Annotated in this window: 20 protein-coding genes; 3 read left to right on the top strand and 17 right to left on the bottom strand. The window is 70.1% G+C overall.

Features of this window, described 5'->3' with window-relative positions; genetic code table 11:
• Positions 1 to 52: 52 nt before the first annotated feature.
• Both glmS and ACFU6I_RS04925 read right to left on the bottom strand, forming a co-directional pair.
• A complete protein-coding gene (gene glmS / locus ACFU6I_RS04920; RefSeq protein ID WP_266985376.1) occupies positions 53 to 1882 on the bottom strand; it encodes a glutamine--fructose-6-phosphate transaminase (isomerizing) in 1830 nt (609 codons plus the stop codon).
• Between the two features lie 43 nt (positions 1883 to 1925).
• On the bottom strand, positions 1926 to 2201 hold the full coding sequence (locus tag ACFU6I_RS04925) for a hypothetical protein (RefSeq protein WP_266985378.1): 276 nt from the start codon (positions 2199 to 2201) through the stop codon (positions 1926 to 1928).
• Positions 2202 to 2625: 424 nt separating this feature from the next.
• On the opposite strand from ACFU6I_RS04925, the gene ACFU6I_RS04930 reads away from it, so the two are divergent.
• Positions 2626 to 4251 carry a beta-N-acetylhexosaminidase gene (locus ACFU6I_RS04930; RefSeq protein ID WP_384361635.1) on the top strand — a complete coding sequence of 542 codons (1626 nt, stop codon included), beginning with the start codon at positions 2626 to 2628 and terminating at the stop codon, positions 4249 to 4251.
• Between the two features lie 100 nt (positions 4252 to 4351).
• Here the strand turns inward: ACFU6I_RS04930 and ACFU6I_RS04935 are convergent, their stop codons facing one another.
• From ACFU6I_RS04935 to ACFU6I_RS04990, 12 genes are all read right to left on the bottom strand, one after another.
• A complete protein-coding gene (locus ACFU6I_RS04935) occupies positions 4352 to 6124 on the bottom strand; it encodes an IucA/IucC family protein (RefSeq protein WP_384361638.1) in 1773 nt (590 codons plus the stop codon).
• Entirely contained in the window at positions 6121 to 6708 is a 588-nt protein-coding gene (locus ACFU6I_RS04940) for a GNAT family N-acetyltransferase (protein ID WP_384361640.1), read from the bottom strand. The genes ACFU6I_RS04935 and ACFU6I_RS04940 overlap by 4 nt, the downstream gene beginning before the upstream one ends.
• Entirely contained in the window at positions 6705 to 7982 is a 1278-nt protein-coding gene (locus ACFU6I_RS04945; RefSeq protein WP_384361642.1) for a lysine N(6)-hydroxylase/L-ornithine N(5)-oxygenase family protein, read from the bottom strand. Before ACFU6I_RS04945 ends, ACFU6I_RS04940 begins: the two co-directional genes overlap by 4 nt.
• A complete protein-coding gene (locus ACFU6I_RS04950) occupies positions 7966 to 9414 on the bottom strand; it encodes a pyridoxal phosphate-dependent decarboxylase family protein (protein WP_384361645.1) in 1449 nt (482 codons plus the stop codon). The genes ACFU6I_RS04945 and ACFU6I_RS04950 overlap by 17 nt, the downstream gene beginning before the upstream one ends.
• A gap of 152 nt (positions 9415 to 9566) precedes the next feature.
• The gene (locus ACFU6I_RS04955) at positions 9567 to 10418 is read right to left on the bottom strand and encodes a siderophore-interacting protein (RefSeq protein ID WP_384361648.1); all 852 of its coding nucleotides are present in this window, start codon (positions 10416 to 10418) and stop codon (positions 9567 to 9569) included.
• 100 nt (positions 10419 to 10518) lie between these two features.
• On the bottom strand, positions 10519 to 11553 hold the full coding sequence (locus ACFU6I_RS04960; RefSeq protein WP_384361651.1) for an ABC transporter substrate-binding protein: 1035 nt from the start codon (positions 11551 to 11553) through the stop codon (positions 10519 to 10521).
• 108 nt (positions 11554 to 11661) lie between these two features.
• Entirely contained in the window at positions 11662 to 12021 is a 360-nt protein-coding gene (locus ACFU6I_RS04965; RefSeq protein WP_384361654.1) for a hypothetical protein, read from the bottom strand.
• A complete protein-coding gene (locus ACFU6I_RS04970; RefSeq protein WP_384361657.1) occupies positions 12018 to 12659 on the bottom strand; it encodes a GNAT family N-acetyltransferase in 642 nt (213 codons plus the stop codon). Before ACFU6I_RS04970 ends, ACFU6I_RS04965 begins: the two co-directional genes overlap by 4 nt.
• A gap of 270 nt (positions 12660 to 12929) precedes the next feature.
• Positions 12930 to 14090, bottom strand: a complete 1161-nt coding sequence (locus tag ACFU6I_RS04975) for an acyl-CoA dehydrogenase family protein (RefSeq protein WP_384361660.1) — start codon at positions 14088 to 14090, stop codon at positions 12930 to 12932.
• A 29-nt stretch (positions 14091 to 14119) separates the two neighbouring features.
• Complete coding sequence (locus tag ACFU6I_RS04980; protein ID WP_384361663.1) at positions 14120 to 15058, bottom strand: hydroxymethylglutaryl-CoA lyase; 939 nt, start codon at positions 15056 to 15058, stop codon at positions 14120 to 14122.
• Positions 15055 to 17133 carry an acetyl/propionyl/methylcrotonyl-CoA carboxylase subunit alpha gene (locus tag ACFU6I_RS04985; RefSeq protein ID WP_384361913.1) on the bottom strand — a complete coding sequence of 693 codons (2079 nt, stop codon included), beginning with the start codon at positions 17131 to 17133 and terminating at the stop codon, positions 15055 to 15057. Before ACFU6I_RS04985 ends, ACFU6I_RS04980 begins: the two co-directional genes overlap by 4 nt.
• A 13-nt stretch (positions 17134 to 17146) precedes the next feature.
• The gene (locus ACFU6I_RS04990) at positions 17147 to 18754 is read right to left on the bottom strand and encodes a carboxyl transferase domain-containing protein (protein WP_384361666.1); all 1608 of its coding nucleotides are present in this window, start codon (positions 18752 to 18754) and stop codon (positions 17147 to 17149) included.
• 108 nt (positions 18755 to 18862) lie between these two features.
• On the opposite strand from ACFU6I_RS04990, the gene ACFU6I_RS04995 reads away from it, so the two are divergent.
• Both ACFU6I_RS04995 and ACFU6I_RS05000 read left to right on the top strand, forming a co-directional pair.
• Positions 18863 to 19471, top strand: a complete 609-nt coding sequence (locus ACFU6I_RS04995) for a TetR/AcrR family transcriptional regulator (RefSeq protein ID WP_384035100.1) — start codon at positions 18863 to 18865, stop codon at positions 19469 to 19471.
• A 405-nt stretch (positions 19472 to 19876) separates the two neighbouring features.
• Positions 19877 to 20656 (top strand): phosphatase, encoded by a 780-nt coding sequence (locus tag ACFU6I_RS05000; RefSeq protein WP_384361669.1) that lies wholly within the window; start codon positions 19877 to 19879, stop codon positions 20654 to 20656.
• Between the two features lie 334 nt (positions 20657 to 20990).
• On the opposite strand, the gene ACFU6I_RS05005 is transcribed toward ACFU6I_RS05000, so the two are convergent.
• From ACFU6I_RS05005 to ACFU6I_RS05015, 3 genes are all read right to left on the bottom strand, one after another.
• On the bottom strand, positions 20991 to 21992 hold the full coding sequence (locus ACFU6I_RS05005; protein WP_384361672.1) for a cation diffusion facilitator family transporter: 1002 nt from the start codon (positions 21990 to 21992) through the stop codon (positions 20991 to 20993).
• Positions 21993 to 22083: 91 nt separating this feature from the next.
• Positions 22084 to 22998, bottom strand: a complete 915-nt coding sequence (locus ACFU6I_RS05010; protein WP_384361675.1) for an acyl-CoA thioesterase — start codon at positions 22996 to 22998, stop codon at positions 22084 to 22086.
• A 19-nt stretch (positions 22999 to 23017) separates the two neighbouring features.
• Positions 23018 to 24175 (bottom strand): acyl-CoA dehydrogenase family protein, encoded by a 1158-nt coding sequence (locus ACFU6I_RS05015; RefSeq protein ID WP_266985418.1) that lies wholly within the window; start codon positions 24173 to 24175, stop codon positions 23018 to 23020.
• Between the last annotated feature and the right edge of the window lie 126 nt (positions 24176 to 24301).

A 24301-nucleotide genomic window follows, 5' to 3' on the forward strand; every position in this document is an offset into this window, starting at 1 on the left:
CCCGCACCTGATGTGGTGCGGGGCCGCTCTCCTGCCGTACGGGTGGTGCGGGCTACTCGACGGTGACGGACTTCGCGAGGTTCCGCGGCTTGTCGATGTCGCGGCCCATGGCCAGCGCCGTGTGGTACGCGAAGAGCTGGAGCGGGATGCCCATCAGGATCGGGTCCAGCTCGTTCTCGTTCTTCGGCACGACGATGGTGTGGTCGGCCTTCTCCTGGACCTGGTGCGCGACCGCGAGGATCCGGCCGCTGCGGGCCTTGATCTCCTCCATCGCGGCGCGGTTCTTCTCCAGCAGGTCGTCGTCCGGCACGATCGCGACCGTCGGCATCGCGGGCTCGATCAGGGCCAGCGGGCCGTGCTTCAGCTCGGACGCCGGGTAGGCCTCGGCGTGGATGTACGAGACCTCCTTGAGCTTCAGGGAGGCCTCACGGGCGACGGGGTAGCCGCGCACCCGGCCGATGAACATCATCGACTTGGCGTCCGCGTACTCCGCGGCCAGCTTCTTGATCTCGTCCTCGTTCTCGAGGATCTCGGTGATCTGCGCGGGCAGCCTGCGCAGCCCCTCGATGATCCGCTTGCCGTCGGCGACCGACAGGTCGCGGATGCGGCCCAGGTGCAGGGCGAGCAGCGCGAACGCGACCACCGTGTTGGTGAAGCACTTGGTGGAGACGACGCAGACCTCGGGGCCGGCGTGGACGTACGTACCGCCGTCGGCCTCCCGGGCGATCGCCGAGCCGACCACGTTGACCACACCGAGGACCCGTGCGCCCTTGCGCTTGAGCTCCTGGACGGCGGCCAGCACGTCGTAGGTCTCACCGGACTGGGAGACCGCGACGTACAGGGTGTCGGGGTCGACGACCGGGTTGCGGTAGCGGAACTCGGAGGCGGGCTCGGCGTCCGCGGGGATGCGGGCCAGCTCCTCGATGAGCTGGGCGCCGATCTGGCCCGCGTGGTACGAGGTGCCGCAGCCCAGGATCTTGATCCTGCGGACCCCGCGCGCCTCACGGGCGTCCAGGTTGAGACCGCCCAGGTGCACGGTGGAGAACCGGTCGTCGATGCGGCCGCGCAGCACCCGGTCGACGGCGTCGGCCTGCTCGGAGATCTCCTTGTGCATGTACGTGTCGTGGCCGCCCATGTCGTACGACTCGGCCTCCCACTCCACGGTGGTCGGCGTGGCCGTCGTGGACGAGCCCTCCGTCGTGTACGTACGGAAGTCGTCGGCCTTGAGGGTGGCCATCTCGCCGTCGTCGAGGGTGACGACCTGGCGGGTGTGGGCGACCAGCGCGGCGACGTCGGAGGCGACGAACATCTCCTTCTCGCCGATGCCCAGGACGACCGGGGAGCCGTTGCGCGCGACGACGATGCGGTCGTTGAAGTCGGCGTGCATGACGGCGATGCCGTACGTGCCCTCGACGGAGCGAAGCGCCTCGCGGACCTTCTCCTCGAGGGTGTCCGCCTGCGCGCGGGCGATCAGGTGGACCAGCACCTCGGTGTCGGTCTCGGAGAGGAAGACGATGCCGTCGGCGACGAGCTTCGCACGGAGCTCGGAGGCGTTGTCGATGATGCCGTTGTGGACGACGGCGACCTTGTTCTCGGCGTCCAGGTGCGGGTGGGCGTTCTCGTCGCTCGGGGCGCCGTGGGTGGCCCAGCGGGTGTGGGCGATGCCGGTGGTGCCGGTGAAGCGCTTGGGGACGCGGGCCTCCAGCTCGCGGACCCGGCCCTTCGCCTTGACCATCTTCAGCGTGGCGGGCTTTCCGGCCGCTGCCTTGCCGGTGATGACGATGCCCGCGGAGTCGTACCCCCGGTACTCCAGTCGCTGCAGCCCCTCCAGCAGCAGCGGTGCCACATCACGCTTTCCGATATATCCGACGATTCCGCACATAGAACCTCTGCCCCTCCATCGACGTCGTTGTGGTGCCTGGTGCTCAGCCGTAGACGATGCGGCGCAGCTGGCGGAGCGAGAGCTCCGGCGGCGCGACCGCCCGGTGCGGCAGCTCGGCCGCGATGCGTTCGAAGATCTCCGTGTTCACCAGGCCGCCGGACTGCAGTTCGCGGTGGCGGCGGCGGACGAAGTCGTCGGTCGTCTCGTCGAAGTACGCCAGCACATCGAGGATCACCCGGGCGGCTTCGCCGCGCTGGAGCGTGGTGGAGCGCACCAGGTGATCGATGAGGTCGTCGTGTGACGAGCGGCGTTCAGGCACTCGTTGATATTGCGGTGCACGGGGCCTCAACGCAACAATTCTGCCCGATTTCGGGCAAGGGTGAGTGTGATCAGACTCTCCTTCGCGCCCGGACCGGTGCCGGAACCGCCCGGGAGTCACTCCGAGGCGCTTCGGCCCGACCTGCTCGGCGGCGGTGAACCCGCCCGGCGGCGGGCGTCCCGCCACCCCTCGCCGGAGGACTGCCCGCTACTCCACTCCGGCCCTTCTGTGCGCGCTGTGCCGCCAGGGATGACGGCGCAGCCTCCAGCGGTCGCATGCCGGGTGATTCCGTCGGTCGCGGAACGGGGAAGTGGTCTACACCTTGACCACGCGTGAGACGCACGATACGCATGGTGATGGTTCGTTGCTCAGGAGATCCACAGGTGTGAACCCGTCGAAAGGGACCCGGCTTGTGAGACTGCACATGACACAGCGCACCGCACTTCCCCGTCTGCTCGGCTCGCTGCTGCTCGTCACGGCGGCCGGAATCTCCAGTGTCGGCGCGGCTCCGGGGGGAGCCGCAGCGCACAGCGGCCAGGCCTCCGCCACCGCGCCCCGTCCGCTCGGGCAGATCGTGCCCGCCCCGGCCGAGGTGAAGGCGGGCGGATCCCCGTTCACCATCACCGCGGGAACGAAGATCCGCGTCGACGGCGACTCCGCCGAGACCCGGAGGATCGGCACCTACCTGGCGGGCGTACTGCGCCCCTCCACCGGGTATGCCCTGCCGGTCACCGACCGCGGGGGCAGCGACGGCATCCGGCTCCGGCTCGGTTCCCACGACAGTGAGCTGGGCGCGGAGGGCTACACGCTGAAGTCGAGCCCCGGATCCGTCACCATCACCGCGCGCGGCCCGGCAGGCCTCTTCCACGGCGTCCAGACGCTCCGTCAGCTGCTCCCCGCGGACGTGGAGAAGAACAGCCGCCAGGCGGGGCCGTGGCAGGTCGCGGGCGGCACGGTCACGGACGCGCCGCGCTACGCGTACCGCAGCGCGATGCTCGATGTCTCCCGGCACTTCTTCTCCGTCACCGAGGTCAAGCGCTACATCGACCAGCTCGCCCTCTACAAGATGAACAAGCTCCATCTGCATCTCTCCGACGACCAGGGCTGGCGCATCGCCATCGACTCCTGGCCGCGGCTGGCCACGTACGGCGGGCAGACCGAGGTCGGCGGGGGAGTCGGCGGCTACTACACCAAGAGCGACTACAAGGAGATCGTCCGGTACGCCTCCTCGCGCTACCTGGAGGTCGTCCCGGAGATCGACCTGCCGGGCCACACCAATGCGGCACTCGCCTCGTACGCCGAGCTGAACTGCAACGGGGTCGCACCGCCGCTCTACACCGGCACGAGCGTCGGTTTCAGCTCGCTGTGCGTGCCGAAGGAGATCACGTACACGTTCGTGGACGACGTGGTCCGTGAGCTGGCCGCGCTGACGCCGGGCAAGTACCTCCACATCGGCGGCGACGAGGCGCACTCCACCAGCCACGACGACTACGTGACGTTCATGAACAGGGCGCAGGCAATCGTCGGCACGTACGGCAAGACCGTGGTCGGCTGGCATCAGCTGACCGGGGCCACGCCCGTCGCGGGCGCGGTCGCCCAGTACTGGGGTTACGACCGGACGGGCGCCGCCGAGCGCAAGCAGGTGGCGGACGCGGCGAAGAACGGCACGAAGCTGGTGCTGTCCCCTGCGGACCGTACGTACCTCGACATGAAGTACGACAAGGACACCAAGCTGGGCCTGGCCTGGGCCGGCTATGTCGAGGTGCAGCGTTCGTACGACTGGAACCCGTCGACGTACCTCGAAGGCGCCCCGGAGGACTCGATCCTCGGGGTCGAGGCGCCGATCTGGTCGGAGACGGTGACGAACAGCGACGAGGTCGAGCAGATGGCGTTCCCGCGGCTGCCGGGCGTTGCCGAGCTGGGCTGGTCGCCTGCGTCCACGCATGACTGGGACGCGTACAAGGTGCGGCTCGCGGCGCAGGGGCCGAGGTTCGCCGCGCTGGGGATCGACTACTACCGGTCGGCGCAGGTGCCGTGGCCTGCGCAGTGAGGTGACCGGGCGTCCGGCGGACGCTCCGTCCCCGATCGCAGGGCGGGTTCGATCTTCCGGACCCGCCCGGCGATCGGGGTAACCGTTGCCGGTCAAGGCACTAGAATCCCGCGATCGGGTTCCTGAGTGTGCCGACGAGCTGCAGCGCACCCGAAGGGTCCGTCAGGTCGACCATCTGCTTGTTGTTGCGCAGCTGGAGCCGGTTCAGGCAGGACAGTGCGAATTCCTCCGTGAACATGTCGTACCGCTTGAACTTGTCCGCGAGCTGCGGCACCGACTCCTGGTAGCCGGACACACAGGCGGCGACCGTCCGCCAGAACGTCTCCTCGTCGAGGATCCCCTCGGTGGCGAGCCCGGCGCCCAGGAAGCGGAGGAAGCAGTCGAAGACGTCGGTGAGGACCGACAGCAGTTTCATGTCGTCCGGGACCTCGGCGCGGATCCGCTCGACCTGGGGCGGCAGGACCGCGTCCGGGTCCATGACAGCGATCTCCTCGGCGATGTCCTTGAAGACCGTGCGGGTGACGACGCCGTTCTCGACGACCAGGATGACGTTCTCGCCGTGCGGCATGTACACCAGGTCGTACGCGTAGAAGCTGTGCAGCACCGGCACCAAATAGGCGTCCAGGTAGCGGCGCAGCCAGTCGGCGGGGGCCAGTCCCGACTCGGCGATCAGTGCGCCCGCGACGGAGTTGCCCTCGTGGTCGGAGTGGACGAGCGATGCCATGGTCGCGACCCGTTCGCCCGGCGTCAGTCCGGGCACCGGACTCTCCCGCCAGAGCGCGGCGAGCATTTTCAGGTACGGCGAGCCCTTGGCGGTGGCCGCCTCGTACGTCCGGTGGTGGTAGCCGATGGCCGCTCGCTCGCGGATGATCGAGAACCGGGCCGCGCGCAGCACCTCGTCGCGCTCGACGATCCCGGACAGCCAGTCGTTGATCGCGGGCGTCGCCTCCATGTACGCGGCGGAGAGCCCGCGCATGAAGCCCATGTTCAGGACGGACAGTGCCGTCTTCACGTAGTGCTTCTCCGGGTTGCCGGTGTTGAAGAAGGTGCGGATGGACTGTTGCGCGAGGTAGCTGTCGTCGCTCTCGCCGAGGCAGACCAGACGGTGCCGGGCGAGTTCTCCGGCGAAGGTGACGGCCAGTTTGTTCCACCACTGCCAGGGGTGGACGGGGATGAGGAGGTAGTCGTCGGGGTCGAGCCCGAGGCCGGTCAGCGTGTCGGCGAACCTTTGCCGGGTCTCCGCGCTCAGTTCGCCGCTGATCAGCGTCTCGTAGTCGAGCCCGGCGCCCGCTGTGAACGTGGCGCGGTCGCGGTGGGCGGCGAGCCAGACCAGCCGGATCGCGCTCGCCGCTTCGGGGGCGTACGCGCGGTACTCGTCGATGCCGAAGCCGAGCCGCCCGTTGTTGGCGACGAAGCAGGGGTGGCCCTCGGTCATGCCCGTCTCGATCGCCTGGAATCCGGCGGCGACGAGCGCGGCGGAGGTCACCGGTTCCTTGGTGAGTTTGTACGCGGTTCCGGCCAGCGTGGAGGAGATCTCCTCCAGGTAGACCGGCAGGATCTCCGCCGAAAGCCCCAGCGTCTCGCGTAGTTCGACGAAGAATTCCAGTGCGTCCAGGGGCAGTTCGGTGCCGTGCCGGTGGCGGGTGACGGAGGCGGCGTCGACCTGCCAGTGGTCGAGCGCGAAGCGCCGGGCGGCGAAACGGTACTCGGTCGCCGTGTCGTCGCTGCGCACGGCGTAGAGGCCGGTGCCGAGCGGCTCGGGGGTCAGCAGCCGCTCGTGGGCGAACTCGGCGAGGGCTTTGCGGACGAGCTGCCGGTTGGCGGTGGCCCAGCGCTCGGGGGTGAGGTGCGCGACGGCGGCGGTGGTGGTCATCGGGCCTCTCCTGCGCGCGCGGCGTGGAACTGTTCCCGGGTACAGGCGCTGAGCAGGGCGGTCTTCTCCGGCTTGGCGATCTCGCGGAGGACCTCGAAGCCCACGGCCTTGTTGAGCGCGTGCACGGCCGTGTTGCGGACGTCCGGTTCGACGACGACCCGGCGTACCGACGGATCGGCGAACAGCGTCTCCAGCACAGTGGTGATCACGGCGTGCGTGAACCCGTGCAGCGGGGTGTCCGTCGGGGCGACGAGGAAGTGCATCCCGATGTCGCCCGGCTCGGCCTCGTACAGCCCCTTGAGCTCCACCTCGGCGGGGTCGTACCGCTCCATCAGGAAGGCGGGCTCTCCGTTGTGCAGTCCTATGAACGCGTCGTGGTGCGGGTTGGCGGCGATCGCCATGTACTCCCGCTCGACGTCCTGCAGCCGGGCGTCGCCCATCAGCCAGAAGGACGCCTTGGGGTGGGTGACCCAGTTGTGCACCAGTTCGGCGTCGGACATGGAGCCTGATCCGCTCGGACCGGGCCGAGAGGTCGGGGAGGGATCGAGGGCGCGGACGGTGAACGTACCGAGGTCGGTGTTCATACGGCGAACTCCTGGAAGGCGATGGACTTCTCGACGGGGTAGTACGCACGGCCGAGCAGCTCGCCGATGATGTACGCGTTGCGGTAGGCACCCATGCCCAGGTCGGGCGAGGTGATCGAGTGGGTGTGCGTGCCCGCGTTCTGCAGGAAGACGCCGCGCCCGGTGGTGTCGATGGAGTAGTTGCGGGCCACGTCGAAGCGGCCGTGGCTGTCGTGGCGCAGCCGTGCGGTGATCGGCTCCAGGAAGGCCGGCGGGGTGTAGCGGTAGCCGGTGGCGAGGATCAGCCCCTCGGTGGTGAGGCTGTACTCCTTGTCCTGCTCCTCCTGGTGCAGGCCGAGCGTGTATGTGCCGCTGCTCTCCTCGTACCGCGCACTGCGCACGGCGGAGTTGGTGAGGAGGCGGGTGGGGACCGGTCCGGGCAGGTTCTTCTGGTAGAGCAGGTCGAAGATCGCGTCGATCAGTTCGCCGTCGATGCCCTTGAAGAGCCCCTTCTGGCCGGACTCCAACCGGTAGCGGGTCTGTTCGGGCAGGGTGTGGAAGTAGTCGATGTACTCGGGGGAGGTCATCTCCAGCGTCAGCTTGGTGTACTCCAGCGGGAAGAACCGCGGTGAGCGTGTCACCCAGTTCAGTCGGTAGCCGTGCACATCGATCTCGGAGAGCAGGTCGTAGTAGATCTCCGCCGCGCTCTGCCCGCTGCCGACGAGAGTGATGGACTCCTTCGCCTGGAGGGCTGCCTTTCTCTCCAGGTAGCGGGAGTTGTGCAGGAAGTCGCCGCCCAGGTCCCGGCACGCCTCCGGGATGTACGGCGGAGTTCCCGTGCCCAGTACCAGGTGCCGGGCGCGGAAGGCGCTTCCGGCAAGGGTGCGGGCGGTGTAGAGAGCGGTGCTCTCGTCGTACGTGACCGACTCGACGGTCTCGTTGAAGCGGACGCTGCTCAGCCGGGCGGCGGCCCAACGGCAGTAGTCGTTGTACTCGGTCCGCAGCGGGTAGAAGTTCTCCCGGATGTAGAAGGAGTACAGCCGCCCGCGTTCCTTCAGGTAGTTGAGGAAGGAGTACGGCGAGGTGGGGTCGGCCATCGTCACCAGGTCCGACATGAACGGCGTCTGGAGATGGGCGCCTTCGAGGAACATCCCGGCGTGCCACTCGAAGTCCGGCTTGGACTCCAGGAACACACCGCTGAGTTCGTCGATGGGTTCGGTCAGGCAGGCGAGGCCGAGATTGAACGGGCCGAGGCCGATCCCGATGAAGTCGTGGGGGTCAGGAAGCGCGGTCAAGAGAGTCTCCCAGGTACTGCTCGGCGTGGCCGGCGATCAGGTCGAGGACCGCGGCGATGTCCTGTGCGGTCGTTTCGGGGTTGAGCAGGGTGAATTTCAGGTACTGGCAGCCGCCGACCTTCGTCCCGGCGACGACGGCCTCGCCGGAGGCGAAGAGCGCCTTGCGGGCGTAGAGGTTGGCGCGGTCGATCTCGGCGGGTGAGGTGACGGCGTCCGGGACGCAGCGGAACACCAGCGTGGAGAGCTGCGGCTCGACGACGACGTCGAAACGCGGGTCGGCGGTGAGCAGCTGCCAGCCCTCGGCGGCGAGGTCGCAGACCTCGTCGAAGAGCTCGCCGATGCCGTCCGCGCCCATGACGCGCAGAGTCATCCACAGTTTGAGTGCGTCGAATCTGCGTGTGGTCTGCAGGGACTTGTCGACCTGGTTGGGGATGCGCTCGGCGGCCATGCGCTGCGGGTTGAGGTACTCCGCGTGGTACGTGGCGTGGCGCAGGGTGGCCCGGTCGCGGACCAGCACGGCCGAGGAACTCACCGGCTGGAAGAAGGACTTGTGGTAGTCCACGGTCACGGAGTCGGCGTGCTCGATGCCGTCGAGGAGATGGCGGCGCTCGCCGGAGGCGAGCAGCCCGCAGCCGTACGCGGCGTCGACATGCATCCAGGTGGAGAACTGCTGGCAGAGCGCGGCGATTTCGGGCAGGGGGTCGATCGAGCCGAAGTCCGTGGTGCCCGCGGTGGCGACGACCGCCATCGGGACGGCACCCTCGGCGGCGCACTGCTCAAGGGCGCGGGCGAGGGCCACGGTCTGCATGCGCTTGTTCCGGTCGACGGGGACGGAGACGACGGAGTCCGGTCCGAGACCGAGGAGTTTCGCCGACTTCTGGACGCTGAAGTGGCTGCACTCGGAGGTGAGGATCCGCAGTCGGTCGAACTGCCCGGGGCGGGACTTGGCCTCTTCGCGGGCGAGCAGCAGGGCCTGCAGGTTGGACTGCGTGCCCCCGCTGGTGAAGATGCCGTCGGCGGCCGGGCCGAGGCCGATCCGGGCCGCGGTCCAGTCGATCAGCCGGCGCTCGATCAAGGTGCCGCCCGCGCTCTGGTCCCAGGTGTCCAGGGAGGAGTTGACGGCCGAGAGGACGGCTTCACCGAGGACGGCGGGGATGACCACCGGGCAGTTGAGGTGGCCCAGGTAGCGGGGGTGGTGGAAGTAGACGGCGTCACGGAGATAGACGCGGTCGAGCTCGTCGAGGGCGGCGGACGCATCGCCCAACGGACGGTCCAGATCGATCGCGTCGACGACCGGGGAGAGCTCGTCGACGGAGATCCCGGAGAACGGCCGGTCGGTGGCGGCGAGTTTGGCTGCGACCCGTTCGACCCCTGCGGTCACGGAGCGACGGTAGTGCTCCGCGGTCGAGTCATTGAGCAGGTGCGAACGCATGAAGGGGTCCTCCCGGATGCGGGGAAACTTCATCGGCGCCCTCAGGGCAGAGGAATGGGGGGCGAGGGCTCGATGTCGAAGTAAGGTTAGCCTAACCTAACTTCACATCGAGTTGTTCCCTCGCCCCCCACGGGACGCCGAAGTTGTCCGGATCACGCGTCCTCGGTGGCCGCTTCCGCGCGCAGCTGCTCCTCACTCATCCCGCGACGCCAGTAGCCGACGAACGTCACCCGCCTGCGGTCGAACCGGCGCTCCTGGACCAGATGGCGGCGCAGCGCCCGTACATTCGACGACTCGCCCGCGATCCAGACGTACGGGGTTCCCTCGGGCAGCTCGGCGGCGCGTACGGCGTCCACGGCGGACGGTGCGCCCTCGTCCCGGACGAGCCAGCTGATCCGGGCGCGGGCCGCGGTGGTGAGCGCCTGGCGGTCCTCGGTGTGCTGGACCTCGAGCCAGACGCGGGCCCGCATGCGGGCGGGCAGCCACTCCAGGGCTGCCGACGCGGCGGGCAGCGCCGTCTCGTCGGCCCAGATCAGCACCCAGTCGGTGTCCTCCGGGGGCCGGAAGCGGACGGCCGTGTTGTCCTCGACGGCCGGGCCGAGCGCCTTGAGGAGATCTCCGGGGGCGGCGGTGGCGGCCCAGCGGCAGGCGGGTCCGCCGTCCTCGTGCAGTGCGAAGTCGATATCGATTTCGGTCGATCCGTCGGGAGCGCGGCGCTGCGCGCGGACGGTGTACGAGCGCATGACGGCCCGTATGTCCTCGGGCAGGGCGCGCCACGCGGCGAACCAGTTGCCGTCCTTGTCGACCGGAACGACTGGTTCCGGCTGGTTGGGGTGGGGCAGGAACAAAGACAGGCTCTGGTCGCGGCCCCCGGCGGCGAAGCCGTCGAGCCCCGGACCGCCGAAGGTGATCCGGAGCATGGAGGGTCCCAGCCGCCTGGTCCGGGTGACCGTCAGGCCGAAGAACCGGAAGGGGGCGACGGGGGGTGCGGCTGCGGTCGTCATGCGAGGGCTCCTTCCAGGAACCGGGAAGCGAAGGGAAACGGCCCGGCCCGGCCGGGGGACAACCCGGGCCGGGCCGGAGGGGAGGGTGCCTGGCGCTCGGTCAGCTGACCTTCTTCGCGTCCTCGATGGCCTTCGCGAGGTCCTCGAGGATCGGCGCGCACTTGTCGTAGGAGTAGATCGGCTCGGTGGTACGCGGGATGACCTGACCGGCCTTGACGGCGGGCAGCTGCGCCCAGGTCGGCTTGGACGTCAGGGCGTCGGGCTGCAGGGCCGAGGAGCGGTTGTCCATCATGATGATGTCGGCGCCGTACTTGTCGACGTTCTCCCAGCTCAGCTCCTCGAAGAAGCCCGCGGCGTTGACCTTCGGCTCGACGAACTTCACGCCCAGCTCCTGGAAGTACAGGGTGTCCGCGGACATCTTGGCGAGCGAGACGTAGAAGAGGTCCTGGCTGGCCGAGCCGATCACGACCTTGATGTTCGGCTTGGACTTGGCGGCGGCGCGCAGCCGGGCCGCGGCCTTCTCGAAGCGGGCCTTGGCGTCGGTCACCGCGGCGGCCTTGACGTCGGCGCCGAGGGAGGCGGCGAGATCCTCGTGGCGCTGGATCGCCTTGGGGACGGTGGTCTGGGCGGCCCACAGGGCCACGCTCGGGGCCAGCTTCAGGATCTTGTCCTTGGACTCGTCCGGCACGTACCAGAGGGCGTCCTTCTCCCACATGGCGGTCACGAGCAGCTCCGGGCCGAGCGCCGCGTACTTCTCGACGTTGAACTCGCCCCAGACGTTGCCGAGGATTTCGACCTTGCCGACGTCGAGGTCGCCGGCCTGCACATCGGCCTTGCCGTCCTTGGTCTTCGTCGGGCCGAAGACGCCCTTGACCTCGATGCCGTAGTCGTGGAGGGCGGCGGCGACACCGGTGAAGGCGACGATGTTCTTCGGGACCTTTGCGGCCTTCACGGTCTGGCCGCGGTCGTCCTTGAACGTCCACGGCCCGGACTTCTCGGCACTCGAACCCGAGCCGGAGCCGGAGTCCTTCGAGTCGCTGTCGCCGCACGCTGCGAGTACGGCGCCGAGACCGACGGCGCCGCCGGCGGCAAGCAGGCCGCGACGGGAGAGGGGGGTGGTCCGGACCTTGGGCATGGGTGTGTCTGCTTTCGTACGCGCCGGTGGGCGCCCGCTGACGAGTTCAAAGGTAGGTTAGCCTAACCTCACTAACTGTCCAGGGGGCGGCCTGCCCGACCGGCCCGGCTACCAGACGAGCACCCCGCCGCCGACGTCCTGGGCCCGCCGGGCCGCAGCGGTGATGTTCGCCAACCGCTCGCCCACATAGCCCTCGCGGTAGCCGCAGTGCGCGTCGAGCTCCCCCGCGTGCGGGCGCAGCAGTTCGCACTCGGCGAGGAAGTCCTCGATGTCCTCCGGTTCGACGTACAGGTCGTAGGACGCGAGTTCCGGCAGGAATCGCGCCCCGAGCGCCCGGACCCGCTCCGACCCCCACAAGTCGGTCCGGCAGCTCTCGAACCCCGCCGTGTCGCCGCCGTCCGGGGGGTCGTCGAGGAGGTGCGGCTTGCCGCTCCTCCCCCGTACGAAGGTGTGCACCAGGAGCGTCATCCGCCGAATTCCTTCCGGCACGCGTCGAGTCCGGCGATCCGCACATCGACGGTGCGGTGCTCCTCCCAGCGGTCGCGGTCGATCCGCAGTCGCTGCAGGGTGACGCGAGCGCCCCGCAGCGCGGCCACCTCCAGCCCGTCGGGCAGATAGCCGAGCCGGCGCGAGACGCCCAGCGAACGGGGGTTGTCCGTCATCGCGGACGAGATCGCGCTTTGGGCGCCGAGCCCGGCGAACGCCAGATGCAGCACGGCGGCCCGCATCTCGGTGCCGATGCCCTGGCCCTGGTGCACCAGCCCCAGCCACGACCCGGTGTGCACCTCACCGGTCACCGCGAAGTCGCGCGCCCCGAGGTCCTGCCGTCCGACGACCTTGCCCTCGTGCAGCACGACGAGGCTCAGGACCCACTCCCGTACCGACCAGTTGGCGACGGTGGACAGCACATGCTGGTACACGGCCCGGCCGCGTTCGGCGGGCGGGCCGTCGGTCCAGGGCACGGTGAACGGCATGCTGTCCGGCGCATGCACTCCGTCGGCGGCGACGCCTGCCAGTTCGTCGAGCAACTCCAGGTCCGGCAGGCGGAGTTCCAGGCGGGGCGTGCGGATGCGGAGCCCGTACAGGGGCCAGTGCTGGGGGTCCATGAACAGACTCTGCCGGGGCGGTCCCGGACCTGTCGAACGAATTGCCCGCGCTGCGACGTCCTACGGGACAGCCCTTAGGGCATGTGCCGCGGCGGTTCTCGGCGGGCGGTGCTCCGCGCTGAATCGTGGCGGTCTGCTCGTGGCGCAGGAAAGGCCACCGCTGACTCCTGGAGATCATCGCGCTCGAAGAACACCTGGCCACCGGAGGGAGGTTCCGCCGTGCGTCGGGTGCTCGACGCACGGCGGCTGCGGAGTCCTGCCTCACATCCCTCAGGCAGGCAGCCCCAGCTCCCGCGCGATCAGCATCCGCTGCACCTCGCTCGTACCCTCGCCGATCTCCAGGATCTTGGAGTCGCGCCACATCCGCGCCACCGGGTACTCGTTCATGAAGCCGTAGCCGCCGTGGATCTGCGTCGCCTCACGCGCGTTGTCCACCGCCACCGTCGACGAGTACAGCTTGGCGAGCGCCGCCTCCTTCTTGAACGGTTCGCCGTGCACGAGCCTCGACGCCGCGTCCCGCCAGCCGATCCGGGCCATGTGCGCCCGCATCTCCATGTCCGCAATCTTGAACTGGACGGCCTGGTTGGCGCCGATCGGCCGGCCGAAGGCGTGCCGCTCCTTGGCGTACTTCACCGACTCGTCCACACAGCCCTGCGCCAGACCCGTGGACAGCGCCGAGATCGCGATCCGTCCCTCGTCGAGGATCCGCAGGAACTGCGCGTACCCGCGGCCCTCCTCGCCCAGCAGGTTCGCCGCCGGGACCCGCACGTCCGAGAAGGACAGCTCACGGGTGTCCGACGCGTTCCAGCCGACCTTGGAGTACGGAGCGGCGACCGTGAAGCCGGGGGTGCCGGACGGCACGACGATCGACGAGATGAGCGGGGCGCCGTTGTCCTTGCGCCCGGTCACCGCCGTGACCGTGACCAGCGCGGTGATGTCCGTACCGGAGTTGGTGATGAAGCACTTGGAGCCGTTGATCACCCACTCGTCCCCGTCGCGCACGGCCGTCGTCCGGGTGGCGCCCGCGTCCGACCCGCCGTCCGGCTCGGTCAGTCCGAAGGCACCCAGTGCCTCGCCCGAGCAGAGCTTCGGCAGCCACTGCTGCTTCTGCTCCTCCGTACCGAACCGGTAGACCGGCATGGCGCCGAGTGAGACCCCGGCCTCCAGGGTGATCGCCACGGACGAGTCGACGCGGGCCAGCTCCTCCAGGGCGATCCCGAGGGCGAGATAGTCTCCGCCCATGCCGCCGTACTCCTCCGGGAACGGCAGCCCGAACAGGCCCATCCGCCCCATCTCGCGCACGATCTCGTACGGGAACTCGTGGCGCTCGTAGAAGTCGCCGATCTTCGGGGCGACCACGTCGTGCGCGAACTCCTCGACGGTGCGGCGCAGTTCCTCGTGTTCGGCGGTCAGCCGGTGATCCAGGGACATGGCGGGGGTCACTCCTTGTGGGACTGTGTTTATTGAACCGAGAGCGCGCGGACGGTACGGGACGGGCTCGGGCGGCCCAGTTGTTCGGCGAGCCACACGCTGGTGGCGGTGAGCGCGTCGAGATCGACCCCGGTTTCGATGCCGAGGCCGTGGAGCATCCACACGAGGTCTTCGGTGGCGAGATTTCCGGTGGCGCTCTTCGCGTACGGGCAGCCGCCGAGGCCGCCCGCGGAGGCGTCCACGGTGGCGACACCGTGCTGGAGCGCCGCGAGGGTGTTGGAGAGCGCCTGGCCGTACGTGTCGTGGAAGTGCACCCCGATGGTGTTGGTGTGCACTCCCTCCTCGTTCAGCTCGGAGAGCAGATCCTGCACATGGCCGGGGGTGGCGACGCCGATGGTGTCGCCCAGGGAGAGTTCGTCGCAGCCGAGGTCCATCAGCGCCTTGGCGACGCGCACGACCTGGTGGACGGGGACCGGGCCCTCCCACGGGTCGCCGAAGCACATCGACAGATAGCCGCGGACGTGCACCTTGTCCGCCTTGGCGCGGGCGACGACGGGCTCGAACATGGCGAGCGACTCGGCGACCGTGCGGTTCAGATTGCGGGCGGCGAACGTCTCGGTCGCCGACCCGAACACGGCGATCCGGCGCGCACCGAGAGCGAGGGCGCGGTCCAGCCCGCGTTCGTTCGGTACGAGCACGGGGAGCGCGACCCCCTCGATGTCCCCGAGGCGGGGGTAAAGGTCCTCCGCGTCGGCGAGTTGGGGCACCCACTTCGGATGGACGAAGCTGGTTGCCTCGATGGTGGTCAGGCCGGCCGCGGCGAGGCGGTGGATGAACTCCGCCTTCACCTCGGTCGGGACGACCGCCTTCTCGTTCTGCAGACCGTCGCGGGCGCCGACCTCGTGGATGCGCACCCGGGCGGGCAGATCCGGTGCGGGCACGGTCATGGGCAGGTTCCCGGCGGTCATGCTTCCTCCTCGCTCGGAACCACCACGGCCAGCACCTGGTCCATGGCGACGGTGGTACCGGCCGTCACATCGAGTTCGGTGACGGTCCCGGCGTGCGGGGCGGAGATGACGTGCTCCATCTTCATCGCCTCCACGACGAGCAGGCTCTGCCCGGCGACGACCTCGTCCCCGACGGCCACCTTCACCACGGTGACCGTGCCCGGCATGGGCGCGGCGAGCGTGTCCGCGCCGCCGTGTGCGGCGCCGCTGAGGGACGCCTCCACGGGGTCGTGGTCCTGTACGTGCCAGGTGTCGCCGTCTCGGCCCAGCCAGGTCCCCTCCGGCGAGGTGGCATGGGTGAACGTATGCGTGACACCGGCGAGTTCGAAGGTGAGCCGGTGGGCGGAGACATCGATGACCCTGGCTGTCTCCATGCCGCCGGGCAGTGGGGCCAGTGGGCCGCAGGTGCCCGTCGCGGGCGCCGGCGGCAGTGCGCCCTCACCGACATGACCGAACGTCAGCTCGGTGCCCGCCGGACAGGAGCGCACGCCGACCTGCACCGGGTCGTGGCCCGGCAGCCGGAAGTGGCGGACCGTGCGGGCGGGAGCGCCGCCCAGCCGCCAGCCGTCGGCCACCGAGAACGGGTCGACCCAACCTGAGCCGGCCCCGGGCGAGGTGCCCCTGGCGGCCGGCTGCCGCAGCAGCGCCGCCGCCGCGTACACCTCCTCCGGCACCCCGTCCGGCACCAGCCCGTCCACCGCGCGCTCCACCAGCCCGGTGTCGAGATCGCCCGCCACCACCGCCGGGTGGGCGAGCAGCCGGCGAAGGAATCCGGCATTGGTCGGCACGCCCAGGATCACCAGCTCCGACAGGGCGGTGCGCAGCCGCCGCAGCGCCGTGGCCCGGTCGGGTCCGTGGACGATGACCTTCGAGAGCATCGGGTCGTACAGACTGCCGACCTCGACCCCCTCGCTGAGACCCGAGTCGGTCCGTACACCCTGGCCGTTCGGCTCGCCGAGGGAGAGCACCGTGCCGCCGGACGGCAGAAAGCCGCGGGCCGGGTCCTCGGCGCAGATCCGGGCCTCGATCGCATGCCCGGTGAGCGTGATGTCCGCCTGCTTGTACGGGAGTTGTTCGCCGGAGGCGACCCGCAGCTGCCACTCGACCAGGTCCAGGCCGGTGATCAGTTCGGTGACCGGGTGCTCGACCTGGAGGCGGGTGTTCATCTCCATGAAGTAGTACGACGCGGGGTCGTTGCCCGGGACGATGAACTCCACCGTGCCCGCGCCGACATACCCGCAGGAGCGGGCCGCCTGGACTGCCGCCTCGCCCATCGCCGCCCGGGTCTTCTCGTCGAGCAGGACGGACGGCGCCTCCTCGATGATCTTCTGGTGGCGGCGCTGGAGCGAGCACTCGCGCTCGCCGAGATGCACCACGTTCCCGTGACCGTCGGCCAGGACCTGGATCTCGATGTGGCGCGGCCGGTCGATCCACCGTTCCACGAGCAGGGTGTCGTCCCCGAACGAGCCACGCGCCTCGCGCCGGGCGGCGGCAATCTCGTCGGCGAGGAGCGCCTCGTCGCGCACCAGCCGCATGCCCTTGCCGCCGCCGCCCGCCGAGGGCTTGAGCAGCACCGGCATACCGATCGTGCGCGCCGCATCGGCGAGCTGTGTGTCGCTGAGCCCGCTGCCGGAGGACCCCGGCACGACCGGAACTCCGGCCGCCGCGACGGTCTCCTTGGCCCGGATCTTGTCGCCCATCAGCGAGATCGCGGAGGCGGGCGGCCCGATGAAGACGAGCCCCGCGTCCGCGCACGCCTGAGCGAACCCCGCGTTCTCGGCGAGGAATCCGTACCCCGGGTGCACGGCCTGCGCGCCGGTGCGGCGGGCGGCCTCCATCAGCGCGGGCACGCTGAGATAGCTCTCGGCGGCGGGTGCGGGTCCGATCCGCACCGCCGTATCGGCCTCCCGTACATGCCGGGCGTCGGCGTCCGCGTCGCTGAAGACGGCGACGGACCGTACACCCAGTTCGCGCAGGGTCCGGATCACCCGGACCGCGATCTCGCCGCGGTTGGCGACCAGAACGGTGTCGAACATCGTCATCTGTTCCTCACATCCGGAAGACGCCGAAGCCGGGCTCACCCAGCGGGGCGTTGGCACACGCGGTCAGAGCGAGCCCCAGCACCTGCCGGGTCTCCAGCGGGTCGATCACCCCGTCGTCCCAGAGCCGGGCGGTGGCGTAGTACGCGTTGCCCTGCGTCTCGTACTGTGCGCGGATCGGCGCCTTGAAGGCTTCCTCGTCCTCCGTGCTCCAGTCGTCGCCCAGCTGGTCGCGCTTGACCGTCGCGAGGACGGACGCGGCCTGCTCGCCGCCCATGACGGAGATCTTGGCGTTGGGCCACATCCACAGGAAGCGCGGCGAGTAGGCCCGCCCGCACATGGAGTAGTTCCCCGCCCCGTACGAGCCGCCGACCACGACGGTCAGCTTCGGGACCCGGGTGCAGGCGACGGCCGTGACCATCTTGGCGCCGTGCTTGGCGATGCCGCCGGCCTCGTAGTCGCGCCCGACCATGAACCCGGAGATGTTCTGCAGGAAGACCAGCGGGATGCCGCGCTGGTCGCAGAGCTCGATGAAGTGCGCACCCTTCTGGGCGGACTCGGAGAACAGGATGCCGTTGTTGGCGACGATGCCGACCGGATGCCCATGGATCCGGGCGAAGCCGGTGACCAGCGTCGTCCCGTACTCCGCCTTGAACTCGGCGAACCGCGACCCGTCGACGACCCGCGCGATGACCTCCCGTACGTCGTACGGCGTCCGCGAATCGACCGGCACGACCCCGTACAGCCCCGCAGGATCGACCTTCGGCTCCTCCACGGCCTCCACGGACCAGGGCAGGGCCCCGCGCGCGGGCAGCGTGGCCACGATGTTCCGGACGATCCGCAGGGCGTGCGCGTCGTCCTCCGCGAGATGGTCGGTGACGCCCGACGTACGGGAGTGGACCTCGCCACCACCCAGCTCCTCCGCCGTGACGACCTCACCGGTAGCGGCCTTCACCAGCGGCGGACCGCCGAGGAAGATCGTCCCCTGGTTCCGCACGATCACGGCCTCGTCGCTCATCGCGGGGACGTACGCCCCGCCGGCCGTACAGGACCCCAGCACGGCCGCGACCTGCGGAATCCCGGCCCCCGACATCCGCGCCTGGTTGTAGAAGATCCGCCCGAAGTGCTCCCGGTCGGGAAACACCTCGTCCTGCATCGGCAGGAACGCGCCACCGGAGTCCACGAGGTACAGACACGGCAGCCGGTTCTCCAGCGCCACCTCCTGGGCCCGCAGGTGCTTCTTCACCGTCATGGGGTAGTACGTGCCGCCCTTGACCGTGGCGTCATTGGCGACGATCACGCACTCCCGGCCGCTGACCCGCCCGATCCCGGCGATCACCCCGGCCGCCGGAGCGGCGCCCCCGTACAGTCCCTCGGCCGCGAGCGGTGCCAGCTCCAGGAAGGGCGACCCCGGGTCCAGCAGGGTGTCCACCCGCTCCCGGGGCAGCAGCTTGCCGCGCGCCACATGCCGGGCGCGGGCCTTCTCACCCCCGCCCAGCCTGGCCGTGGCCAGGCGCGCCCGCAGCTCGTCGCCGAGCGCGCGGTGCGCCTCCTCGTTGGCCAGCCAGCCCTGAGACGCGGGATCCGCCGCACTCGCCAGCACCGGTGCCTGCTGCATCCGTCGAGCCCCCTTGCCCGGTCGGCCGGTCCGCCGATCCGGTTAATGAGCGTTAACACGTTGCCTTCAGGTTAACGCTCGCTAACGCCACTGTCTAGAATCGAATCCATGACCACCAGGACGGACGCCCCGACGCGCCGCGAGCAGATCCTCAAGGAGGCTGCCCGCCTCTTCGCCGAGCGCGGCTTCCACGGTGTGGGCGTCGACGAGATAGGCGCAGCCGTGGGGATCAGCGGCCCCGGCCTCTACCGCCACTTCCCCGGCAAGGACGCGATGCTCGCCGAGCTGCTGGTCGGCATCAGTGAGCGCCTCCTGGCCGGCGGAAGGCTCCGCGTCACGGAGGACGCGCGCTCCGGCGACGGCTCCCCGGAGGCCCTGCTGGACGCGCTCATTGAGGGCCACATCGACTTCGCCCTGGACGACCGCCCCCTGATCACCCTGCACGACCGCGAGCTGGACCGCCTCCGGGACAGCGACCGCAAGCGCGTGCGGCAGCTCCAGCGGCAGTACGTGGAGCTGTGGGTCGAGGTGGTCAGCGCCCTCTATCCGCTCCTCCCCGAGAGCGAGGCCCGCGCCACCGTCCACGCGGTCTTCGGCCTGCTCAACTCGACCCCGCACCTGGGCCGCCCCGGCGCCCTGCCGGGCCGCGCGGCGACGGCGGCGCTGCTGCACCGGCTGGCGCGGGGGGCGTTCGCCGCGGCGGCCGTGGAGCGCTGAGGCATATGCCCGCCAACCGGACCGATATCCAGCCCGGTTGGCGAACCTCACCCTTGTGGGTGACGGAAGGCAGGGCAGGGTGGGGTGGGGAGGGTGGTTCCCCAAGGGATCAAAAGCATGTGACGGCGTGGCACACCGCGTCGCGACCGCCCGGGTCCTGACCCACGGGGTCGCGGGCCACCGGGTCGCGACCGCCGCGATCCGGTGGGGCACGTCCATCCGCTCGGTGGTACGGGAAGGGCGCCCGCGCCCCGCCCCATCGGGCCGCGGGAGCACCACTGCGCGGCGGAGCACCGGGATCGGACCGCTGCGTGACGGTCCGAAGAAGGCAGCGCTTCCCGCCCCTCCGCGTCCGCCGTGCAAGACACCCGGCACACTGCGCACACCTGACGGCACAATGGGTTCATGCCGATACCCAGCCGCGCCGCCCTCGTCGAACACCTCGTCCGCACGCGTATCGCCGGAGACGTCGCCACCCCCCGCGACAACAACCTCACCCACTACCGCAGGCTCGCCAACGGGGACCGCCACTACTGGCTGGGGCTGGAGCTCGGCAACCGGTGGGCCGATGAGCAGGACGTGCTCGCCGTGATGGCGGAGCGCTGTGGGGTCAACGATGATCCGGAGCACCGGCAGGGGCAGGACACCATCGATCCCGAGCTGACCGTCGACGCGCTGGAGCGCATGGCGGCCCGGTTGCGCAAGGCGGCGGCCGGGGCAGAGCGGGTGCTGTTCGCGACCGGGCATCCGGGTGGGCTGCTGGATGTGCACCGGCAGACCGCGGATGCGCTGCGCGGCGCCGGGTGCGAGATCGTGCGGATTCCCTCCGGGCTGATGGCGGACGAGGGCATGGTCTTCCAGTTCGCCGATGTGGCCGTGATGGAGCGCGGGGCGACGCTGTGGCACACGCACTCACCGGCGCCGATGGCGGCGATCCTGGACGGTCTTGAGCGCGAGGGGCGGCCGCTGCCGGACCTGGTGGTCGCCGACCACGGGTGGGCGGGGTGCGCGGGACAGCGGGGGCTCGACGCGGTCGGGTACGCGGACTGCAACGACCCGGCGCTCTTCCTGGGTGAGGCGGAGGGCACCCTGCAGGTGGTGGTGCCGCTGGACGATCACGTGCTGGACCCACGGTTCTACGACCCGATGACGGACTATCTGCTGGACGCGGCCGGGCTGCTCTGATGCGTACGGACGGCACGGGGCAGATCCGGGCCGACAGCTGTGAGGTGCTTCGCCCTGCGGACATGCCGGAGGCGGACGGAGCGTCACAACAGTCCGGGACCCGGTGATTTCCATGCAGGAGCGACCGTCGGCAGGCGTGATCCGCCGAGGTGGGACCGGTCAGCGGTTCGTGTTGAGGAAGCCGATCGCGACCGCGCCCCACCAGCAGGCCTGGGACAGGAGCGGCGTGCTTCCGGACCCGTCCGGCCGCAGCCGCGCCGTTGCCCGGCCTCGAGCAGCTTCACCGCCGGGGCCCTCCGGCTCCCTGCGGGCACGCTGCCTGGCCGTCGCCGTATCAGGCCCCCGTACCGGTGTCCGGCCCCGCCCCCGGCCGGCCTGCCCGTCGCTGCAGCCCCAGCCCCGGCGTCGGGTCCAGATACACCCGGCGGATCGCCGGATACCGCTCCTGCAACTGCTCCTCCGCCTCCTCGCACGCCCACTCGATCTGCTCCGCAGTCGACGCGTCCCGGAAGTCGATCTTCGCGGCGACGAGGATCTCCGTCGGTCCCTGGATCAGGGTGGTGAGCTCCAGGACCTCGATGATGTGCGGTACGGAGAGAAGCTCCTCGCGGACCCCCTCCCGCATCTCCTCCGGTACCGGGCGGCCGATCAGCAGCTGGGCGTTGGAGCGGCCCAGCACCCAGGCCACGTACACCAGCAGGGCGCCGATCAGGATCGACGCGATGCCGTCCCAGACGCCCGAGCCGGTGAGCGTGCCGCCCAGGAGGCCGCCCGCGGCGAGGACCAGGCCGGCCAGGGCCGCCGAGTCCTCCATCACGACCGCCTTGACCGCGGTGTCGGGCGTGTGGCGCAAGTAGTGCGTGGTGGGTGCGCCCAGACGGGCGGCCTCACCGCGGACCTGGCGCAGGCCCGTGCGCAGGGAGTAGCCCTCCAGGACGAACGCGACGGCCAGCACGATGTACGAGACCAGCGGGTCGCCGAGTTCCTCGCCCCGGACGAGCGTGTGGATGCCGTCGTAGACGGCGAACACCGCGCCGCCGACGAACGTGGCGACCGACGCGAGCAGCGCCCAGATGTAGCGCTCGGGGCCGTAGCCCAGCGGGTGTTCCTCGTCGGCGGGCTTCTCGCTGCGCTTGAGGGCGGTGAGCAGCAGGACCTCGGTGACGGTGTCGGCGACCGAGTGCGCCGCCTCGGAGAGCATCGCGCTCGATCCGCTGATCAGCCCCGCGATCGCCTTCGCCACGGCGATACCGAGGTTGGCGATCGCCGCGACGATGACCGTGAACGTGGACTCCCCACCGGTCGCGCTGCCGCTGGTGCTGTTCTCGGCGCTCATGGTGGGGAGTATCCATGAGGGGGCGGGCCGCGGCCCGCCGGGACCGGCCGGCACATGGGAGGCGGCTTCCTCCCCCGGGTGCCGGTCGGTCTCAGTCCCGCGGGACCCGGACCACGCCCTCCTGGATGACGGTGATCGCCAGCCGGCCGTCCTGCGTGTAGATGCGGGCCTGGCCGAGCCCGCGCCCGCCGGACGCGGACGGCGACTCCTGGTCGTACAGCAGCCATTCGTCGGCCCGGAACGGCCGGTGGAACCACATCGCGTGGTCCAGGCTCGCGCCGACCACGTCGCCGACCGTCCAGCCGCCGCGCCCGTGCGCGAGCAGCACCGAGTCGAGCAGCGTCATGTCGGAGACGTACGTGGCCATGCAGACGTGCAGCAGCGGGTCGTCCGCGAGTTTGCCGTTGGTGCGGAACCACACCTGGGAGCGGGGCTCCTGCGGTGTGCCGACGTTGGCGAACGGCGGGGCGCCGACATAGCGCAGGTCGACGGCGGCCCGCGCCTCCAGCAGCCGGTCCATGACGCCCGGCTCGGTGAACGCGTCCGCGTACCGCGGGAGCATCTGTTCCGCCGTGGGCAGCGTCTCCGGGTCGGGAGCGGGCGGCATGTCCGCCTGGTGCTCCAGGCCCTCCTCGTACGTCTGGAAGGACGCCGAGAGATGGAAGATCGGCTGCCCGTGCTGGACGGCCACCACCCGGCGGGTGGTGAAGGAGCGGCCGTCGCGGATCCGGTCGACGCTGTAGACGATCGGCGCGCCCGGGTCGCCCATCCGCAGGAAGTAGGAGTGCAGGGAGTGGGCCAATGGGGCCTCCCCTGCTCGAGCGGAGCCGAGAGCTTGGGGAAGGTCCGCGGGGACGGTGCGGCCCGCGGCAACGAGTGCCTGGGCCGCGACCTGGCCGCCGAACACCCGGGGCACGACCGCCGAACGGCTCGTGCCCCGGAAGATGTCCCGCTCGATCTGCTCCAGGTCGAGCAGATCGAGCAGGGATTCAAGTGCTGCGCTCATGGAGAAGAACGTAACCGTTCTACAGACCCATGGACTTGGCGATGATCGACTTCATGACCTCGCTGGTGCCGCCGTAGATACGGTTGACGCGGTTGTCCGCGTACAGGCGGGCGATCGGGTACTCGTTCATGAAGCCGTAGCCACCGTGCAGCTGGAGGCAGCGGTCGATCACGCGGTGCGCGACCTCCGTGCAGAACAGCTTCGCGGAGGCGGCCTCGGCGGCGGTCAGCTCACCGGCGTCGAGAGCCTCCAGCGCACGGTCGGCGACGGCCTGGGCCGCGTCCACCTCGGCCTGGCAGGCGGCCAGCTCGAACTTGGTGTTCTGGAACGACGCGACGGTCTTGCCGAAGACCGTGCGGTCCTGCACGTAGCTCTTGGCGAACCGGACGGCGGCAGCGGCCTGCGCGTACGCGCCGAAGGCTATGCCCCAGCGCTCGGACGCCAGGTTGGTGCCGAGGTAGCCGAAGCCCTTGTTCTCCTCGCCGAGCAGGTCCTCGACGGGGACCTTGACGTCGACGAAGGCCAGCTCGGCGGTGTCGGAGACCTTCAGGCCGAGCTTGTCCAGCTTGCGGCCGACGGAGTAGCCCGCCGACTTGGTGTCCACGGCGAACAGGGAGATGCCGAAGCGGCGGTCGTCCTCGCGGGGAGCGGACGTACGGGCGCACACGATCACGCGGTCGGCATGCACACCACCGGTGATGAAGGTCTTGGCGCCGTTGAGGACGTAGTGCGTGCCGTCCTCGGAGAGCTTGGCGGTGGTCTTCATGCCCGCGACGTCGGAGCCGGTGCCCGGCTCGGTCATCGCGAGGGCCCACATCTCCTCGCCGGTGGTGAACTTCGGCAGCCAGCGCTTCTTCTGCTCGTCGGTGGCGAGCATCTTGATGTACGGCAGGCCGAGCAGGGTGTGCACACCCGAGCCGCCGAAGGAGACACCGGCGCGGGCGGTCTCCTCGTAGATGACGGCCTCGTACTTGTGCGAGTCGATGCCGGCGCCGCCGTACTCCTCGTCCACCTCGATGCCGAAGACGCCCAGCTCGCCGAGCTTGTGGTAGAACTCGCGCGGCGCCTGGCCGGCGGCGAACCACTCGTCGTAGACGGGGACGACCTCGGCCGCGATGAAGGCGCGGATGGTCTCCCGGAACGCCTCGTGGTCCTCGTTGAATACCGTACGGCGCACGGGGGTGCCTCCTCTGTCGGCTTCGGTCAGCTTCGGGCGAGCATCGGCCAGCGGGTGGCTAAGCGCTTGCTCAGTTCTGGTCAAAAGTTACCCGGCGGTCACTGAAGCTGTCCAGAGTTCTCCGCC

Source organism: Streptomyces sp. NPDC057486 (genome assembly GCF_042802415.1).
Lineage (GTDB): Bacteria > Actinomycetota > Actinomycetes > Streptomycetales > Streptomycetaceae > Streptomyces > Streptomyces yanii.

Bases quoted from the DNA above. Each gene is read 5' to 3' on its own strand.
- glmS (WP_266985376.1), bottom strand. From the start codon at position 1,882: ATGTGCGGAATCGTCGGATATATCGGAAAGCGTGATGTGGCACCGCTG.
- ACFU6I_RS04930 (WP_384361635.1), top strand. From the start codon at position 2,626: ATGACACAGCGCACCGCACTTCCCCGTCTGCTCGGCTCGCTGCTGCTC.
- ACFU6I_RS04935 (WP_384361638.1), bottom strand. From the start codon at position 6,124: ATGACCACCACCGCCGCCGTCGCGCACCTCACCCCCGAGCGCTGGGCC.
- ACFU6I_RS04940 (WP_384361640.1), bottom strand. From the start codon at position 6,708: ATGAACACCGACCTCGGTACGTTCACCGTCCGCGCCCTCGATCCCTCC.
- ACFU6I_RS04950 (WP_384361645.1), bottom strand. From the start codon at position 9,414: ATGCGTTCGCACCTGCTCAATGACTCGACCGCGGAGCACTACCGTCGC.
- ACFU6I_RS04955 (WP_384361648.1), bottom strand. From the start codon at position 10,418: ATGACGACCGCAGCCGCACCCCCCGTCGCCCCCTTCCGGTTCTTCGGC.
- ACFU6I_RS04960 (WP_384361651.1), bottom strand. From the start codon at position 11,553: ATGCCCAAGGTCCGGACCACCCCCCTCTCCCGTCGCGGCCTGCTTGCC.
- ACFU6I_RS04965 (WP_384361654.1), bottom strand. From the start codon at position 12,021: ATGACGCTCCTGGTGCACACCTTCGTACGGGGGAGGAGCGGCAAGCCG.
- ACFU6I_RS04970 (WP_384361657.1), bottom strand. From the start codon at position 12,659: ATGGACCCCCAGCACTGGCCCCTGTACGGGCTCCGCATCCGCACGCCC.
- ACFU6I_RS04975 (WP_384361660.1), bottom strand. From the start codon at position 14,090: ATGTCCCTGGATCACCGGCTGACCGCCGAACACGAGGAACTGCGCCGC.
- ACFU6I_RS04980 (WP_384361663.1), bottom strand. From the start codon at position 15,058: ATGACCGCCGGGAACCTGCCCATGACCGTGCCCGCACCGGATCTGCCC.
- ACFU6I_RS04985 (WP_384361913.1), bottom strand. From the start codon at position 17,133: ATGTTCGACACCGTTCTGGTCGCCAACCGCGGCGAGATCGCGGTCCGG.
- ACFU6I_RS04990 (WP_384361666.1), bottom strand. From the start codon at position 18,754: ATGCAGCAGGCACCGGTGCTGGCGAGTGCGGCGGATCCCGCGTCTCAG.
- ACFU6I_RS04995 (WP_384035100.1), top strand. From the start codon at position 18,863: ATGACCACCAGGACGGACGCCCCGACGCGCCGCGAGCAGATCCTCAAG.
- ACFU6I_RS05000 (WP_384361669.1), top strand. From the start codon at position 19,877: ATGCCGATACCCAGCCGCGCCGCCCTCGTCGAACACCTCGTCCGCACG.
- ACFU6I_RS05005 (WP_384361672.1), bottom strand. From the start codon at position 21,992: ATGAGCGCCGAGAACAGCACCAGCGGCAGCGCGACCGGTGGGGAGTCC.
- ACFU6I_RS05010 (WP_384361675.1), bottom strand. From the start codon at position 22,998: ATGAGCGCAGCACTTGAATCCCTGCTCGATCTGCTCGACCTGGAGCAG.